14 protein-coding genes and 1 pseudogene are annotated in these 17,141 nt (G+C 69.1%); 12 read left to right on the plus strand and 3 right to left on the minus strand.

Features of this window, described 5'->3' with window-relative positions; all coding sequences use genetic code 11:
- Window positions 1-40: 40 nt before the first annotated feature.
- The 4 genes and pseudogenes from FZ025_RS20650 to FZ025_RS20665 form a co-directional block, all read left to right on the plus strand.
- On the plus strand, window positions 41-412 hold the full coding sequence (locus tag FZ025_RS20650) for a hypothetical protein (RefSeq protein ID WP_046978264.1): 372 nt from the start codon (window positions 41-43) through the stop codon (window positions 410-412).
- A 58-nt stretch (window positions 413-470) separates the two neighbouring features.
- On the plus strand, window positions 471-1,028 hold the full coding sequence (locus FZ025_RS20655; protein WP_046978263.1) for a sigma-70 family RNA polymerase sigma factor: 558 nt from the start codon (window positions 471-473) through the stop codon (window positions 1,026-1,028).
- The gene (locus FZ025_RS20660) at window positions 1,025-1,807 is read left to right on the plus strand and encodes an anti-sigma factor (protein WP_046978262.1); all 783 of its coding nucleotides are present in this window, start codon (window positions 1,025-1,027) and stop codon (window positions 1,805-1,807) included. The genes FZ025_RS20655 and FZ025_RS20660 overlap by 4 nt, the downstream gene beginning before the upstream one ends.
- Window positions 1,808-2,021: 214 nt before the next feature.
- A pseudogene (locus FZ025_RS20665) lies at window positions 2,022-2,323 on the plus strand (transposase); the annotation flags it as partial.
- A 77-nt stretch (window positions 2,324-2,400) separates the two neighbouring features.
- Here FZ025_RS20665 and avrBs3 read toward each other — a convergent pair.
- Entirely contained in the window at window positions 2,401-5,922 is a 3,522-nt protein-coding gene (avrBs3, locus tag FZ025_RS20670) for a type III secretion system effector avirulence protein AvrBs3 (protein WP_425509671.1), read from the minus strand.
- 756 nt (window positions 5,923-6,678) lie between these two features.
- Here avrBs3 and FZ025_RS20675 point away from each other — a divergent pair.
- The 7 genes from FZ025_RS20675 to FZ025_RS20705 are packed head-to-tail and all read left to right on the plus strand — an operon-like array spanning window position 6,679 to window position 13,563.
- Window positions 6,679-7,671: an acyl-CoA desaturase gene (locus tag FZ025_RS20675; protein WP_104558990.1), complete on the plus strand. Its 993-nt coding sequence runs from the start codon at window positions 6,679-6,681 to the stop codon at window positions 7,669-7,671.
- A complete protein-coding gene (locus FZ025_RS20680; protein ID WP_046978820.1) occupies window positions 7,668-8,930 on the plus strand; it encodes an NAD(P)/FAD-dependent oxidoreductase in 1,263 nt (420 codons plus the stop codon). The genes FZ025_RS20675 and FZ025_RS20680 overlap by 4 nt, the downstream gene beginning before the upstream one ends.
- Window positions 8,927-9,793: a DUF1365 domain-containing protein gene (locus tag FZ025_RS20685; RefSeq protein ID WP_046978819.1), complete on the plus strand. Its 867-nt coding sequence runs from the start codon at window positions 8,927-8,929 to the stop codon at window positions 9,791-9,793. The genes FZ025_RS20680 and FZ025_RS20685 overlap by 4 nt, the downstream gene beginning before the upstream one ends.
- The gene (locus tag FZ025_RS20690; RefSeq protein ID WP_104558989.1) at window positions 9,790-11,136 is read left to right on the plus strand and encodes an SAM-dependent methyltransferase; all 1,347 of its coding nucleotides are present in this window, start codon (window positions 9,790-9,792) and stop codon (window positions 11,134-11,136) included. Before FZ025_RS20685 ends, FZ025_RS20690 begins: the two co-directional genes overlap by 4 nt.
- Window positions 11,133-11,684 carry a DUF2878 domain-containing protein gene (locus FZ025_RS20695; RefSeq protein WP_046980075.1) on the plus strand — a complete coding sequence of 184 codons (552 nt, stop codon included), beginning with the start codon at window positions 11,133-11,135 and terminating at the stop codon, window positions 11,682-11,684. Before FZ025_RS20690 ends, FZ025_RS20695 begins: the two co-directional genes overlap by 4 nt.
- Window positions 11,681-12,463 carry a DUF1295 domain-containing protein gene (locus FZ025_RS20700; protein ID WP_046980074.1) on the plus strand — a complete coding sequence of 261 codons (783 nt, stop codon included), beginning with the start codon at window positions 11,681-11,683 and terminating at the stop codon, window positions 12,461-12,463. Before FZ025_RS20695 ends, FZ025_RS20700 begins: the two co-directional genes overlap by 4 nt.
- A 23-nt stretch (window positions 12,464-12,486) precedes the next feature.
- Window positions 12,487-13,563, plus strand: coding sequence for an SAM-dependent methyltransferase (locus tag FZ025_RS20705; RefSeq protein WP_046980073.1), 1,077 nt, complete (start codon window positions 12,487-12,489; stop codon window positions 13,561-13,563).
- A 171-nt stretch (window positions 13,564-13,734) separates the two neighbouring features.
- Here FZ025_RS20705 and FZ025_RS20710 read toward each other — a convergent pair whose 3' ends face one another.
- Both FZ025_RS20710 and FZ025_RS22115 read right to left on the minus strand, forming a co-directional pair.
- Entirely contained in the window at window positions 13,735-14,079 is a 345-nt protein-coding gene (locus FZ025_RS20710) for a RidA family protein (protein ID WP_046980072.1), read from the minus strand.
- Window positions 14,076-14,447: a hypothetical protein gene (locus FZ025_RS22115; RefSeq protein WP_208803711.1), complete on the minus strand. Its 372-nt coding sequence runs from the start codon at window positions 14,445-14,447 to the stop codon at window positions 14,076-14,078. The genes FZ025_RS20710 and FZ025_RS22115 overlap by 4 nt, the downstream gene beginning before the upstream one ends.
- 72 nt (window positions 14,448-14,519) lie before the next feature.
- Between FZ025_RS22115 and mprF the strand changes: the two genes are divergently transcribed.
- Window positions 14,520-17,084: a bifunctional lysylphosphatidylglycerol flippase/synthetase MprF gene (gene mprF / locus FZ025_RS20720; protein ID WP_046980069.1), complete on the plus strand. Its 2,565-nt coding sequence runs from the start codon at window positions 14,520-14,522 to the stop codon at window positions 17,082-17,084.
- Window positions 17,085-17,141 lie beyond the last annotated feature (57 nt).

Raw genomic sequence — 17,141 nt, forward strand, 5'->3', positions numbered from 1 at the left:
CCATGCAACCGCATCGCCCATCTCCCGACAAGGAACATCCATGGCCAAGGCCTACCTGTGGTTCAACGCCGCGCTGTACGCGATCCTGGCGCTGTGGTGCACGCTGCTGCCGGCGCAGACCGCCGCCGCGGTCGGCTATATCGGCCTGGACCGCTCCGGGCAGTCCGAATACCTGGTCATCTACGGCGGCCTGCAATTGGGCATGGCGTTCCTGTTCGGCTATTTCGCGCGCAGCGGGCAGATTCGTAGCGGCTTGCTGCTGGCACTCGCCTTCTATGTACCGATCGTGCTCTACCGCAGCGCCAGCCTGCTGCGGCTATGGCCGGTGGGGCCGACCACGACCGGCCTGGCCGCGGTCGAAATCCTGCTGCTGCTCGCCGCGCTCGCGCTCTGCCGCGGCCAGCGCCGTTGAGCGACGCGCGCGGCGAAAGCCTGTAGCATCGCCGCCACCTTCGCCACCGCTCCCCGGCATGACCGAGACGCCCGATCACGACGAAGCAGGCCAATTGCTGGTCGCCACCGCGGCCGGCGACAGCGCCGCGTTCGAACGCCTGTACCGGACCACGTCGCCGCGCCTGTTCGGCGTGTGCCTGCGCATCGTGCCGCAGCGCGGCGAAGCCGAAGACGTGCTGCAGGAGGTGTTCACCTCGGTCTGGCGCAAGGCCGCGCAGTTCGATCCGCAGCGCGCGCGCGGCCTGACCTGGCTGACCATGATCGCGCGCAACAAGGCCATCGATCACCTGCGCGCGCGTGCGCCGGCGCGGCAATCGGTGGCGCTGGACGACGTCGGCGAACTGCACGACGACGGCCGCGATCCCCTGGCCGAGACCGAATGGCGCGTCGCCGGGCGGCGCCTGGACGTGTGCATGGGCGAACTGGAACCGCCGCGCGGCGAGCTGATCCGCACGGCGTTCTTCGAAGGCATCACCTACGAGGAACTGGCCAAGCGCAGCGGAACCCCACTGGGCACGGTCAAGAGCTGGATCCGGCGCGGTCTGGCCAAGCTGAAGGCGTGCCTGGAACGATGAACGCCTCCGTGCCCGATCCGCAGGAAACCCCGCCGCCGCGCGACGTGCTGGCCGGCGAATACGTGCTCGGCGTGCTCGATGCGCCCGAGCGCCGCGCCGCCGAACAACGCATCGCCGCCGACGCCGAGTTCGCCGCGGCGGTGACGCAATGGCAGCAGCAGCTGATGCCGCTGGCCGACGAGATCGCGCCGGTCGCAGTCCCCGAGCGTGTGTGGGTGCGCATCCGCGCATCGCTCGGCCTGGACGCGCCGGCGCCACGTGCGCCGACCGCGTCGCCTGGCTTCTGGGAAAGCGTGCGCACCTGGCGTTGGTTGAGCGCCGGCGGCTTCGCCACCGCAGCGGCCTGCATGCTCACGCTGATGGTGGCGCGTCAGCCGCTGCCGCCGCAGCCCCCCACGCCGCCGGTCGCGACAGCGCCCGCCGACAGCGGCATCGCGATGACCTCGACGCTGATGCGGAACGACGGCAAGCCTGGCTATGTGGTGCTGATGGACGCCGACAAGCAGCGCATCACCCTGACCCCGCTGGCCGGCAGCCGCGATGCCGCGCGTGTGCCGGAGCTGTGGCTGATTCCGGCCGACGGCAAGGCGCGCTCGATGGGCGTGTTCGACGCCGCGCAGGCGCGCGCGGCGCGCATACCCGATGCGCTGATGCCATTGCTCAGCGATGCCGCGGTGCTGGCGGTGACGATGGAACCGCCGGGCGGCGCGCCCGGCGGCGTCGCCACCGGCCCGGTAGTCGCCAAGGGCGACATCACGACGCTGCGCCTGGCGCCGTAGCCGCGATGGCGCCGCAGCGACGGCACCACGCCCGCCGGGCATTCCTTGCCTCCGCGGAAGAAGCTGCCCGCAGCGGCGGATGAGGATGAGAGCCGGCAGGGATTCATGCGAAAAACAGACATTTCTCCGCCAACCCATTGGAATGCAAACGCGATAGCAAGTTCTGCAAGGGGATTCCTATCCTTGCCTCGGCCCGCAGTCGGGTTTCGCGTAGCGGGTGTCTGACGCCGGGCACGCGCACACGACGCTGGACACCGGTGGAGGGCGTGCGGCGACCGAAGTGCCTGGCGCGCGCTGGGTCAACGTCGTGCCGGGCAACCCCAAACGCCATCAGCGGCGTGCATCACGCCATCGCACAAGGCAACTACGCAAGGCGCTACCTGGCCGAAGCCGCCTACCGCTTCAATCGCCGATTCCGCTTGCGCGAGATGCTGCCGCGACTGGCCCACTGCCATGATGCGCTGCAAGCCTTGTGCGGAACCGGTTCTGCGCACGGTGAGCAATTTTCATAGCTGAAGCTAAGGGCTAATCAGGTGCTCGCTTGGAACTGGATCAGATTCTTCCTGGCCATGGCTGCTCCACACTTTTACGAATCAGTGGCTTGCAGCTTCGTCGATCCATGTGTCAGAGGATGCGGCTACTGGGAAATCAGGAAAGAAATTCATCAACCGTGCTATTTCCTCCTCGCTGAACATCTGGAAATCTTCCCCTGCGCCAGGGGAGGGGAAGAAATCCGCGTCTTGTTCTAGGAAAGCAGCGCTGGAAACTGCCAGCTCGGCGTCCGTAGGCATTCCAGGATCCGGGAGGCCGTGGGCGATGGAACGCGGGCGTTTTGCACCCCAGCTGCTGAGGAGGGGGAGATGTGGAGCATCGCGGTGTTCGGGAATGGGGGCATCGGCAATCTGCTGTGCGAGGAAGCTGTGCACTGGATCATCGGATCGGGACCGTTTGCGGCTGCTTGACCCAGCCGGGAATGCATCCTGCATCGGGCTGGGCGCGTTCAATTCGCGCTCCAGGGAGTCGGCGAATACATGCAAGGACTCCTGGATCGGAGTTTGAACATAAGCAGAGCGCGGTTTCATCCCCAATGCATGGACAATGCGTTGCCAACGCTGGGATGTTGTGGGGATAGTTCCACTGATGGCTTCGAGTTCCGTGACGCCAATACAGCGAAATAGCTGTAACAACCCTTGCCTGCTCATCTCGAACTCGGCCATCGCTTCATGAAATGCATGCGTTGGATTGGAGTGGCACTGGAAGAAACTCAGCACTCGAAGTGTTTTCCCGAGTTCAGCTACGTCGCGGGCCGTGCGTTCGGGAACACGGTTGTTCATTTTCCTGATCAATGCCACCGCCTGTGGCAAGCCGTTCTTAACCGCCTCCAATGCAGGACGTCCGCCGAGGCAGGCCAAGGCGACGAGGCCGTCGCTGGTAAACGCGGCCAACGCCGGGTGAGGGGTGGATAACTGGACAACAACACCTTCCAGCGCCTGCTTGCCGCCGATGTTGCTGGCGATGGCCACGACCTGCTGCGGGGTCAGGGCATGGGGCGCCTGGCATAGCACGGGCAGCAGCCTCCGCACCGTCTCCAGCGCCTGCCTGCCGCCATCGTTGCTGGCGATGGCCACGACCTGCTGCGGGGTCAGGGCATGGGGCGCCTGGCATAGCACGGGCAGCAGCCTCTGCACCGTCTCCAGCGCCTGCCTGCCGCCGATGTTGCTGGCGATGGCCACGACCTGCTGCGGGGTCAGGGCATGGGGCGCCTGGCATAGCACGGGCAGCAGCCTCTGCACCGTCTCCAGCGCCTGCCTGCCGCCATCGTTGCTGGCGATGGCCACGACCTGCTGCGGGGTCAGGGCATGGGGCGCCTGGCATAGCACGGGCAGCAGCCTCTGCACCGTCTCCAGCGCCTGCTTGCCGCCGATGTTGCCGGCGATGGCCACGACCTGCTGCGGGGTCAGGGCATGGGGCTCCTGGCATAGCACGGGCAGCAGCCTCTGCACCGTCTCCAGCGCCTGCCTGCCGCCATCGTTGCTGGCGATGGCCACGACCTGCTGCGGGGTCAGGGCATAGGGCGCCTGGCATAGCACGGGCAGCAGCCTCTGCACCGTCTCCAGCGCCTGCTTGCCGCCGATGTTGCCGGCGATGGCCACGACCTGCTGCGGGGTCAGGGCATGGGGCGCCTGGCATAGCACGGGCAGCAGCCTCTGCACCGTCTCCAGCGCCTGCTTGCCGCCACCGTTGCCGGCGATGGCCACGACCTGCTGCGGGGTCAGGGCATAGGGCGCCTGGCATAGCACGGGCAGCAGCCTCTGCACCGTCTCCAGCGCCTGCCTGCCGCCATCGTTGCCGGCGATGGCCACGACCTGCTGCGGGGTCAGGGCATAGGGCGCCTGGCATAGCACGGGCAGCAGCCTCTGCAGCGTCTCCAGCGCCTGCCTGCCGCCACCGTTGCTGGCGATGGCCACGACCTGCTGCGGGGTCAGGGCATGGGGCGCCTGGCATAGCACGGGCAGCAACCTCTGCACCGTCTCCAGCGCCTGCCTGCCGCCATCGTTGCTGGCGATGGCCACGACCTGCTGCGGGGTCAGGGCATGGGGCGCCTGGCATAGCACGGGCAGCAGCCTCTGCACCGTCTCCAGCGCCTGCTTGCCGCCACCGTTGCCGGCGATGGCCACGACCTGCTGCGGGGTCAGGGCATAGGGCGCCTGGCATAGCACGGGCAGCAGCCTCTGCAGCGTCTCCAGCGCCTGCTTGCCGCCGATGTTGCCGGCGATGGCCACGACCTGTTGCGGGGTCAGGGCATAGGGGGCCTGGCATAGCACGGGCAGCAACCTCTGCACCGTCTCCAGCGCCTGCTTGCCGCCATGGTTGCTGGCGATGGCCACGACCTGCTGCGGGGTCAGGGCATGGGGCGCCTGGCATAGCACGGGCAGCAGCCTCTGCAGCGTCTCCAGCGCCTGCCTGCCGCCATCGTTGCTGGCGATGGCCACGACCTGCTGCGGGGTCAGGGCATGGGGCGCCTGGCATAGCACGGGCAGCAGCCTCTGCACCGTCTCCAGCGCCTGCTTGCCGCCACCGTTGCTGGCGATGGCCACGACCTGCTGCGGGGTCAGGGCATAGGGCGCCTGGCATAGCACGGGCAGCAGCCTCTGCACCGTCTCCAGCGCCTGCTTGCCGCCGATGTTGCCGGCGATGGCCACGACCTGCCGCGGGGTCAGGGCATAGGGCGCCTGGCATAGCACGGGCAACAGCCTCTGCAGCGTCTCCAGCGCCTGCCTGCCGCCATCGTTGCCGGCGATGGCCACGACCTGTGTAGGCGTCAGGTGCAGTGGTTCGCCAGTAAGCGCATTGCGCGATGCGTGGACTGTCTCAACCGCTAGAGCGCCGCCACGTTTTGCAATCTTGATCAGTTGGCATGTTTCCAACTGTAACGGCGGACCTCTCAAATCTTCCGCCACCTTGAGCAATGTCTGCAGGGCACGCGCACCTGACTGCCGTTTACCTACTTCTACGATTTGTTTGTGTGTCGCCTTTGGCAGCACCGCGATAATCGCCTGATAACGGTCAGCCACGGTCCCTAACGATGCCGCATGTCTGCTGAGCTCAACGATCTGCACGTGCGTAAACCCATGGCCTGCCAATACTGCGTGATGCTGCGCCACTTTTGACCAGGCATCCGGCTTGATCTGCTCCCGTTGCTTCTGGGTGTAACCCAAGGTGCTCAGATCCACACTCTCAGCAGGCGAAGCGTCGGAGGTCTGGGCAGAACTCCGCCGCCGCGCTGCCGCCTGGGCGCGCGGCGGAGTTGGTGATGGGGCAGCGACAGCCGCACTAAAGTGAGATGGCGGTTCATACGATGCGCGCAGAACCGACTGCACCTCAGTACTCTCTCCAGGTACAGCGTCTGCACCGTAAGCGCTCAAGGAAGGAAATATACAAAGCGATGGATCGAACTGACGTAGCAGCTCGCTGACGCTGCCCACTGAAAAAGCAGGCGAGGGTTCGGGCGTGCGCGCTGCCGCCAGGGCGCGCGGCGGAGTTGGCGATGGGGCAGCGACAGCCGCGCTAAAGTGGGACGGCGGTTCATACGATGCGCGCAGAACCGACTGCACCTCAGTACTCTCTCCAGGTACAACGTCTGCACCGTAAGCGCTCAAGGAAGGAAATATACAAAGCGATGGATCGAACTGACGTAGCAGCTCGCTGACGCTGCCCACTGAAAAAGCAGGCGAGGGTTCGGGCGTGGCTGGCTGGCGGGTCCGGGACGCCGCCGGCCGAGCGGGCAAGCCATCAAGGGGGCTGCTGGCGGCCGTGGACGCGAGCCGACCAGCAATGGGCTGAGCCTCATCCGATCCGGGCTGCGACTCCCGGGAAGGATTTGGCGCGCGAGAACGAATGGGTTCCATTAGTCGTTCCTCTTTCAGGAGTGCTTGTGCCCGGAAGACTAAACTCTTCGGTTCCCGACGCCCTTTCCCGACTTCGCATAGCAGAACAGGTTTTCACGAATCCCTGCCGACCCGCGGGATAGGCCAGGCAATGGACGATGGTGATGCGCCAGACTGTCGACGCCGTCGCACCTCCCCCCTCTCCCCGCGAACGCGGCCGCCGCCTCGCACGACGCGGCAGCGCGCGCTGCACATTCACTCCGCCACCACCGCCGCGCAGGCAGCATCGCCGCCAGCCTCGCGCAAGCGCAGGCAAGCCCGATCCCCTCGACGAATCGGCCGTTGCGGACCGCCCCGCGATGGCGTGCCGCGCTGCCATGGCTGCGCTCGGCCTGCATCGCCGCACAGCAGCCGGACGCAACGGGCGCATCCGTTTTCCGGTTTCGGCCGTATCTGTCTCCGAGTCCCCCATGAGAAGCGCTTGTGCCGAGTCCCGCTCCGGATCTCCCCCGTGCCATGCCCACCGCGGCGCCCGCCGCCACGCCGCACCGCAGCGGGGTGGCGCGCACGCTGCGCCGCTGGTTCGACACCGGCGCGGAGATCGAACTGGACGAGGCCCGCGCCGATCGCATCGACTGGCTGCGCGCCGCACCCTATTTCGGCCTGCATCTGGCCTGCCTGGGCGTGGTCTGGGTCGGCGTGTCCTGGTTCGCGGTGGGCATGGCGCTGGCGATGTACGCGCTGCGCATGTTCGCGCTCACCGGTTTCTATCACCGCTACTTCGCGCATCGCGCATTCAAGACCTCGCGCGTGGTGCAGTTCCTGTTCGCCGCGCTCGGCGCCACCTGCGTGCAGCGCGGGCCGCTGTGGTGGGCCGCGCACCATCGCAACCACCATCGCCACACCGATACCCCGGCCGATCCGCATTCGCCGCGGCAACATGGTTTCTGGTGGAGCCATAGCGGCTGGTTCCTGACCCCGCGCGGCTTCCGCACCGACTGGGAGGCGATCCCGGATCTGCGCCGCGTTCCGGAACTGCGCTTCCTCGACCGTTTCGACCTGCTGCTGCCGGTGCTGCTGGCGCTGGCGCTGTTCCTGCTCGGCGGCTGGCTGCAGCGTCACCATCCGCAGCTGAGCACCGATGGGCCGCAGTTGCTGGTGTGGGGCTTCTTCGTCTCCACGGTGGCCCTGTTCCATGCCACCTTCACCATCAACTCGCTGGCGCACCGCTTCGGCAGCCGCCGTTTCGACACCCGCGACGACAGCCGCAACAACGCCTGGCTGGCGCTGCTCACCTTCGGCGAGGGCTGGCACAACAACCACCATTTCTTTCCCGGCGCGGCGCGGCAAGGCTTCCGCTGGTGGGAAATCGACCTGACCTGGTATGGCCTGAAGGCGCTGTCGTGGACCGGCCTGATCCGCCAGCTCAGGCCGGTGCCGGCCGGGCTGGTGCGCGCACAGGCGCGGGCACGATGAGCCGCATCGCAGTGATCGGCTCGGGCATCGCCGGGCTGGGCTCGGCATGGCTGCTGTCGCAACGGCACGAAGTCACCCTGTACGAGGCCGCCAATTACCTAGGCGGCCACACCCATACCCATGCGCTCGAGCTGGGCGGCGTGGAGTACGCGGTGGACAGCGGCTTCATCGTGTTCAACCCGCAGCACTATCCGCTGCTGAGCAAACTGTTCGCGCAACTCGGCGTGGCCGCGCAGCCGACCACGATGAGTTTTTCGGTGCATGAGGCGCGCAGCGGGCTGGAATACAACGCCGGCAGCCTCGGCGGGCTGTTCTGCCAGCCCGGCAACCTGGCCAGCCCGCGCTTCTGGCGCATGCTGGGCGATCTGCGCCGTTTCTACCGGCAGGCGCCGCAGGTACTGGCCGATGATGCGCAGGCGCAGCTGACGCTGGGCGAGTTCCTGCAGCGGCACCGCTATTCGAAGGTGTTCCGCGACGCGCACCTGGTGCCGATGGCCTCGGCGCTGTGGTCCTCGCCGTCGCAGCGGATCCTGCAGTTCCCGATGCGCCAGCTGATCGGCTTCATGGCCAACCACCATATGCTGCAACTCAGCGGCCGGCCGCAATGGCAGGTGGTCGCGGGCGGCTCCAACAGTTACGTGCGCGCGCTGCGCAGCCGCTGGCGGGTGCACGAACGCATCGGCACGCCGGTGCGCTCGGTGCAGCGGCTGTCGCAGGGCGTGTCGGTGCTGACCGATGCCGACGGCGATGCCGACGCCGAGCGCTACGACCATGTGGTGCTGGCCTGCCACGCCGACGACGCCTTGCGCCTGCTCAACGACGCCAGCGCCGCCGAACGCGAGATCCTCGGCGCGATCGCCTACCAGGACAACGACACCGTGCTGCACACCGATGCGCGCGTGCTGCCGCGCAATCGCCGCGCCTGGGCCGCATGGAACGCGCACGTGCCGGCCGATCCGCACGCGCCGTGCACGGTCAGCTACTGGATGAACGCGCTGCAATCGATCGCCTCGCCGCAGCCGTTCATCGTCAGCCTCAACCGCGGCGACGCCATCGACCCGGCCAAGGTGCTGCGGCGCATGCGCTACCGGCATCCGCTGCAGACGCATGCGTCGGTGGCCGCGCAGGCGCGCAAGGGCGAGATCCAGGGCCAGCGCGGCACCTGGTTCGCCGGCGCCGGCTGGGGTTTCGGCTTCCACGAGGACGGCCTGCGCAGCGCGGTCGACGTCGCCGCCGGGCTAGGGGTACCCTGGCCATGAATCTGCTGCGCAGCGCGACCGTGTCCGCCCCGCCGGCTGGCGCCGTCTCGACAACGCCGGCGGCGGCGGCGGGCACGACCATGCACGGGTTGCACAGCGCGCTCTACAGCGGCTGGGTCCGGCACCGGCGCCATGCGCCCAAGGCGCTGGCGTTCCGCTATCCGCTGTTTTTGATGTATCTGGATCTGGCCGAACTCGAGCAGGTGTTCGCGCGGCGCTGGCTGTGGTCGGTCGGCCGCCGCAACCTGGTGGAATTTCGCCGCAGCGACTACCTGGGCGATCCGGCGCAAGCGTTGGACGAAGCGGTGCGCGACCGCGTGCAGCAGGACTGCGGCGAGCGCCCGCTCGGCGCGGTGCGCATGCTGACCCACCTGCGCTACTTCGGCCATTGCTTCAACCCGGTCACGTTCTACTACTGCCACGACGCGCAGCAGCGCCTGCACAGCATCGTCGCCGAGATCACCAACACGCCGTGGAAGCAGCGCCATGCCTACGTGCTGCCGGTGGCCGCCGCGCACAGCCACGGCAGCGTGCACGCCTGGCGCTTCGACAAGCGCTTCCACGTCTCCCCGTTCATGGCGATGGCGCACGCATACGCATGGCGCTGCAGCGAACCGGGCGCGCAGCTGCGCGTGCACATGGACGTGCTCGATGCGCAGCCGGCGGCCAGGCGCTTCGACGCCACGCTGGTGCTGCAGCGGCGCGAAATCTGCGGCGCCAGCCTGGCACGTGCGCTGCTGCGCTATCCGGCGATGACCCTGCAGGTCGTGGCCAAGATCCACTGGCAGGCATTGCGCCTGTGGCTGCGCGGCAATCCGGTGCACGACCACCCCGACCATTCCCTTCCGCGAGAACGCCGATGAACGCTCCGCACGCGCCCTCCTCCGCTTCCGTCACGCTGGCCCCGGCCGCGCCGCCGCTGCGCGGCCTCGACCGCCTGCTGCGGCGGCGCCTGTTCGCCACGCTCGACGGCTTGCGCGATGGCCAGCTGCGCATCGAGGAAGCAGGCGCGATCACCACGTTGGGAAGCGCCACGTTGGGGAGCGCCACCTTGGGCAGCGCCACGCACGCGGAGAGCGCGCTGCACGCGCACCTGCGTATCCACGATCCGCGCTTCTATCGGCAGGCCGCATTGAACGGCAGCGTCGGCGTCGGCGAGGCGTACATGGACGGACTGTGGGAGTGCGACGACCTGGTCGCGCTGGTGCGCCTGCTGCTGCGCAACCGCGAGCGCCTGGACGCGATGGAGACCGGCCTGGCCCGCCTCGGCGGCGTGGTCATGCGCAGCCTGCACGCGCTGGCGCGCAATACCCGCGCCGGCAGCCGCCGCAACGTCGCAGCGCACTACGACCTGGGCAATCCGCTGTTCGAGCTGTTCCTGGACCGCAACCTGATGTACTCCTCGGCGCTCTTCCGCGACGCAGACGCCGCGCTGGGCGACGCCGCGCTGGAACGCGCCGCCGAGCGCAAGCTGCAGCGCATCTGCGCCAAGCTCGACCTGCAGCCGCATCACCATCTGGTCGAGATCGGCAGCGGGTGGGGCGGTTTTGCGCTGCACGCGGCCAGGCATCACGGTTGCCGCGTCACCACCACCACGATCTCGCGCGAGCAGTACGACCTGGCGCGCCAGCGCGTGGACGCGGCCGGCCTGTCCGATCGCGTCGAGGTGCTGTTGCGCGACTACCGCGACCTGGACGGCCGCTACGACCGGCTGGTCTCGATCGAGATGATCGAGGCGATCGGCCACCAGTATCTGGACACCTATTTCGGCAAGGTCGGTGCGCTGCTCAAGGACGACGGCCAGGCGCTGATCCAGGCCATCACCATCGAGGACCACCGCTACGCGCAGGCGCTGAAATCGGTGGACTTCATCAAGCGCCACATCTTCCCCGGCAGCTTCATTCCGTCGGTGGCGGCGATGACCGGCGCGATCGCGCGCGCCAGCGACCTGCGCCTGTTCAACCTGGAAGACATCGGTCCCAGTTATGCGCTGACCCTGCGCGCCTGGCGCCAGCGCTTCATGGCTAAATTGCCGCAGGTGCGTGCGCTGGGCTACGACGAACGCTTCATCCGCATGTGGGAGTTCTACCTGGCCTATTGCGAGGGCGGCTTCCTGGAGCGCTCGATCGGCGACGTGCACCTGTGGCTGAGCAAGCCCGGTGCGCGCCCGGCGCAGTTCGCGCCGCCATTGGCGCACGGCGCATGAGCAACCTGGCCAACTACGTCGCGCTGCAGGTGCTGTGGCTGGCCGCGGTGGCCGGCGCCGGCAACGGGCTGGCCTGGGCCGGCCCGGCAGCGCTGGCGCTGTTCGCGCTGTACCAGTTGCAGCCGCGCCGGCGCGCGCGCGGCGATGCGGTGCTGATGGCGCTGGCGTTGCTGCTTGGCACCGCCGTCGATACCGCGCTGGCCGCCGGCGGCTGGGTGCGCTACGCCGCGGCGCTGCCGCCGGCGCCGTGGGCGCCGCTGTGGATCCTGGCGCTGTGGGCCGGCTTCGCGCTGACCTTCAACCATTCGCTGGCCTGGGTCATGCAGCGCCCGTGGCGCGCGGCGCTGTTCGGCGCGCTGTTCGGTCCGCTCGGCTACGTGCTGGCCGCGCGCGGCTGGCAAGCGGTGACGCTGAGCGCGCCGTTGCTGCACGCCGTGCTGGCGCTGGCGCTGGCCTGGGCCGCGGCGCTGGCCGTGCTGAGCCTGGCGACACGGCGCCTGGCGGCGACGGCGCAGCCCGCGCCGCGCATCGCAGGCGCCACCCCATGAACGCCTGGCCGCTGTTGCACGTGGGTGCGTTCACCGCGCTGGTCATGCTCGCCGGCTGGGCCTGGCAGCGGCGCAGCCGCAACGCCGGCGTGGTCGATGTGCTGTGGGCGGCGTGCATGGCGCTGGCCGCGCTGTACTGCGCCTGGCGTGCCGACGGCGCCGCGCTGCCACGCGTGCTGACCGCGGCACTGGGCGGGCTGTGGGGCGCGCGCCTGGCCTGGCACCTGGGCGTGCGCGTGTTCGGCGATGCGCACGAGGACGGCCGCTACCGCGCGCTGCGCGAACACTGGCACGACGACCAGCGCCGCTTCCTGCTGTTCTTCCTCGGCCAGGCGCTGGTGGTGGTGCTGTTCGCGCTGCCGCTGTCGGTCGCCGCGCACAATCCGCTGCCGCAGTGGAGCGTGTGGACCACGCTGGCGCTGGCGACCTGGCTGCTGGCGGTGGGCGGGGAAAGCCTGGCCGACCGCCAGCTGGCCGCGTTCCGCGCCGATCCCGGCAATCGCGGCAGCACCTGCCGCCGCGGCCTGTGGCGCTACTCGCGGCATCCGAACTATTTCTTCGAGTTCGTGCATTGGTTCGTCTACGTGTTCCTGGCCGTCGGCAGCGGCGCGCTGTGGGTCGGCGTGGCCGCGCTGGGGCCGCTGCTGATGTTCGCGTTCCTGTACCGCGTCACCGGCATTCCCTACACCGAACAACAGGCGCTGCGCTCGCGCGGCCAGGACTACGCCGACTACCAGCGCAGCACCAGCGCCTTCTTTCCGTTGCCGCCGCGGCAATGACCCCGCTTCCAGGAGATTGCCCGATGTCCAGCACCCTCGCCCCTTCGCCTGCGCCCGCGCTGCCGGCCGAACCGCTGGCCATCCGCGTGGCCGAATCCGGCCTGCTGCCCGATGCGCTGCTGCGCGCAGCGATGCGCAAGCTGTGCGCGCAACGCCTGCGCGAGGAGCGCCGCGGCGGTGCCGACGCGGCGTGGGAACGCCAGCGCGCCTTCGTCGAGGCCTTGCGCGGCAGCGCCATCGCGATCGAGACCGAGGCCGCCAACCGCCAGCACTACGAGTTGCCGCCGCGCTTCTTCGCGCTGTGCCTGGGCAAGCGCCTGAAGTACAGCAGTTGCTACTGGGACGCCGACACCACCGACCTGGACGCGGCCGAGGAACGCATGCTGCACCTGTACGCCGAGCGCGCACAGTTGCGCGACCGCCAGCGCATCCTCGAACTGGGCTGCGGCTGGGGTTCGCTGACCCTGTGGATGGCCGAACGCTATCCCGGCGCGCGCATCACCGCGGTGTCCAACGCGCGGCCGCAGCGCGAGCACATCGAGGCGCAATGCCGCGCGCGCGGATTGCGCAACGTCGAGGTCATCACCCACGACGCCAACACCCTGACCCTGCCGCATGCGAGCTTCGACCGCGTGGTGTCGATCGAGATGTTCGAGCACATGCGCAACTACCGCGAACTGCTGGCGCGGATCGGCCACTGGCTGGTGCCGGGCGGCAGGCTGTTCGTGCACATCTTCTGCCACCGCGACCTGGCCTACCCGTTCGAGGTGCAGGGCGAGGACAACTGGATGGGCCGGCATTTCTTCACCGGCGGGCTGATGCCGGCGGCCGACACCTTGCTGCAGTTCCAGGACGACCTGGCATTGGAACGGCGCTGGCTGCTGTCCGGCGCGCACTACGAGAAGACCGCCAACGCCTGGCTGCGCAACCAGGACCGGCATCGCGCCGAACTGATGCCGGTGCTGCAGGCCACCTACGGCCGCGACGCGAAGATCTGGTGGCGGCGCTGGCGCATGTTCTGGATGGCCTGCGCGGCGCTGTTCGGCTACGAGCAGGGCCAGCAGTGGGGCGTGGCGCATTATCGGTTCGTGAGGCGCTGAAGTGCCGGGATTGGGGATTCGGGATTGGGGATTGGCAAAAGCGGGGCTGCGTGCTCTGAAGCGCGACGTGATGCGGATCGGCCCTTGCAGCGATCGCATGGTGCAGGCAGCCGGAAGTGGGGATCGCAGGATCGAATCCCGAATCCCGACTCCCCAATCCCGGCTTTCAACTCACACGGCAGCGGTAATCACGATCTCGATCTTCCACTGCGGATTGGCCAGCTTGGCCTGCACGGTGGCGCGCGCCGGGGTGCTGCCCGGGCACACCCATTCTTCCCAGACCTTGTTCATCTCGGCGAACTCGGCCAGGTCGGTCATGTAGATCTCCGCACGCAGCACCTTGCTCTTGTCGCTGGCGGCGCGCGCCAGCAGTTCGTCGATCGCCGCCAGGACCTGGTGGGTCTGGCCGGCGATGTCGGCGCTGGCGTCGTCGGCGATCTGCCCGGCCAGGTAGGCCACGCCGTTGTGCACGGTCATTTCCGACATACGCGGGCCGGTATCGAAACGCTGGATCATGATGTGCTGTCCTGAAAAGGGGAAACCCGGCCATTGTCGCGCGATTGCGCCACGCCTGCAGGGCGCCACAGCCGGTACGCGATCCGCCGCCGCCAGACCAGGATCAGCACGATCGCCAGCAGCGGGGCGTGCTGCGGCAGGTAGCGCTCGCCGATCGCCACCGCGAACGGCAACTGCGGCGCGGCGCGGCGTGGCCGTGGCGCGTCCGCGCCGGCACCTTCCGCGCGCACCGACGCGGTGCCGACGTGCGATTCCACTATGATGCGCGTCGCCGGTGCCGCCGGTGCAGCCCCCAGGCCACCCGATATCGCGATGGACCAGCCCCTTTCCGCTTGCCGGCGCGCCAACGCGACGGCCCGCACCGCCACTGCCGCAGGCCTGCGCGGCGCCGCCGGCGTAGGCGCGCTGGCTCCGCTCTTCTTCGCTTACGCTCCCCTGCAATGACCGACGCCGCACCTCCCGTTGTCCCCTCCTCCGCTGGCTGGCGCCGTGCGCTGCCGGTGCTGTTCAGCCTGGCGATCCTGGCGCTGGCGCTGCGCGCGCTGGCCACCGAGTTCAGCACCCATGGCTATGCCGCGATCCGTCATGCCTTCAACCAGCTCGGCATCGGCCAGATCGCGCTGGCCCTGCTGCTGGGGCTGAGCAGCTACGCCTGCCTGATCGGCTTCGACGCGGTCGGCCTGCACCGCAGCGGGCGCAAGCTGCATCCGCTGCGGATCGGCGTCACCGCGTTCCTGGCGCACGCGGTCGGCCAGACCCTGGGCTTTGCCGCACTCACCGGCGGGGCGGTGCGCCTGCGCGGCTACGGCCGGGTCGGGCTGAGCCTGGCCGAGATCGGCCAGGTGGTGCTGATGAGCACGCTCGGCTTCGTGTTCGGCGCCTGGCTGCTGCTGGCGCTGGCGCTGGCGCTGGAACCGGCGGCGGCAGCGCTGGCGCTGCCGCTCGGCGCGCCGGCGGTGCGCGTGTTCGGCATCGCGCTGCTGGCCGGCTTCGGCCTGATGCTGCTGCTGGCCGGGCGCGAAGGCCGCACCCTGCGCTGGCGCGATCACGAACTGTGGCTGCCGGACCGGCGCACCGCGCTCGGCGTGACCTTGCTCAGCGTGGTCGAACTGGGCCTGGCCAGCGCCGCGTTCTACGTGCTGCTGCCGAACGAATCGGGGATCGAGTTCGTCGGCTTCGTCGGCCTGTACCTGGTCGCGGTGGTGGCCGGGTTGATGTCGACCGTGCCGGCCGGGCTGGGCGTGTTCGAGTGGAGCCTGCTCACGCTGCTGCCCGGCGTGGCCCCGGCCGCGGTGCTGGCCGCGGCGCTGATCTACCGCATCACCTACTACGTGGTGCCGCTGCTGCTGTCGGTGCTGATGGCCGCGGTCTCGGGCCTGCGCCGGCCGCTGGCGGCCAGCGCGGGCGGGGTGCGCGTGGCCTGGGGCACGCTGCGCCCGTGGCTGCCGCAGATCATCGCCATGGCGGTGTTCGCGGTCGGCGCGGCGCTGGTCATCGACGGCACCCTGCCGACGCCGAAACGGCGCCTGGGCATGGCGCCGCTGTCGATCGTGGAAACCTCGCACCTGCTGGCCAGCCTCGGCGGCGTGGTGCTGCTGCTGATCGGCCAGGGCCTGCAACGGCGCAGCCATGCGGCGTGGGTGCTGGCGATCGGCATCTGCGTGCTGCTGCCGCTGCCGGCCTGGCTGCGCGGCGGCCACGCTTCGGTGGCGCTGTCCTCGCTGGTGGTGGCGGCCGGGTTGTGGGGCGCGCGCCGCGAGTTCTACCGGCAGGGCGCACTGCTCGACGAGGCCTGGTCGCTGCCGTGGATCCGCAACCTGGGCCTGGTGTTGATCGCCACGGTGTGGCTGCTGTTCTTCGTCTACAGCCACGTCGAATACCAGAACGAGCTGTGGTGGCAGTTCGCCACCTCGGCCAATGCGCCGCGGGCGCTGCGCGCGGTGTTGCTGGTCAGCGTGGCGGTGGTGGTGTTCGGGCTGGCGCGGCTGCTGCACAGCACGCGCTCGCCGCTGCCGGCGGCCGCCGCGGCGCAGCTGGACGCGCTGGCGCCGGTGCTGGCCGCGGCTACCGATACCCAGGCCTGCCTGGTGCTGACCGGCGACAAGGCGCTGCTGCCCGACGAGAGCGGCCAGGGCTTCTTGATGATGCAGCGCTACGGCGGCTCGCTGGTGGCGATGGGCGATCCGGTAGGGCCGCCGGAGGTCGCGCGGGCGCTGATCTGGCGGTTCCGCGAGGAAGCCGACCGCATGGGCCTGCGCCCGGTGTTCTACCAGGTCGGCGAGCAGCACTGGCAGACCTACCTGGACCTGGGCCTGACCCTGGTCAAGCTCGGCGAGGAAGCGATAGTGTCGCTGGAAGACTTCCACCTGGAGGGCCGCGACCGCGCCGACCTGCGCCAGGCCTGGAACCGCGGCAAGCGCAGCGGGCTGAGCTTCCGCATCGTGCCGCTGGAGCAGATCGACGCGCTGATGCCGGTGCTGGCCGACGTCTCCCAGCAGTGGCTGGAGGAAAAGGCCGGCGAGGAGAAAGGCTTCTCGCTGGGCAGCTTCGACCCGGCCTATTTGCGCCGCTTCCCGGTCGCGGTGGTCGAGGCCGAGGGCAAGGTCGTGGCCTTCGCCAATCTATGGCAGGCGCCGGCCGGGCACGAGCTGTCGGTGGACCTGATGCGGCACATCGCCGATGCGCCGAAGGGCACCATGGATTTCCTGTTCATCGAACTGTTCCTGTGGGGCCGCGCGCAGGGCTACAAGCGCTTCTCGCTGGGCATGGCGCCGCTGTCGGGCCTGGCCCAGCACCGCCTGGCCGGACGCTGGAACCGCTTCGGCAACCTGATCGTGCGCCACGGCGAGCGCTTCTACGGCTTCACCGGCCTGCGCCGCTTCAAGTCCAAGTTCGCGCCGGCCTGGCGCACCCGCTACCTGGCCGCCCCCGGCGGCATGCATCTGCCCGCGGCACTGCTGGACGTGACGCGGCTGATTTCGCTGGATCCCAGGAAGCCCGAGTAGCCGGGATTGGGGATTGGGGATTGGATGATGTCCCGGAACACTGTCCGGCACGATGCC

The sequence above is a fragment of the Xanthomonas hyacinthi genome (assembly GCF_009769165.1).
In the GTDB taxonomy this organism is placed as follows: domain Bacteria; phylum Pseudomonadota; class Gammaproteobacteria; order Xanthomonadales; family Xanthomonadaceae; genus Xanthomonas_A; species Xanthomonas_A hyacinthi.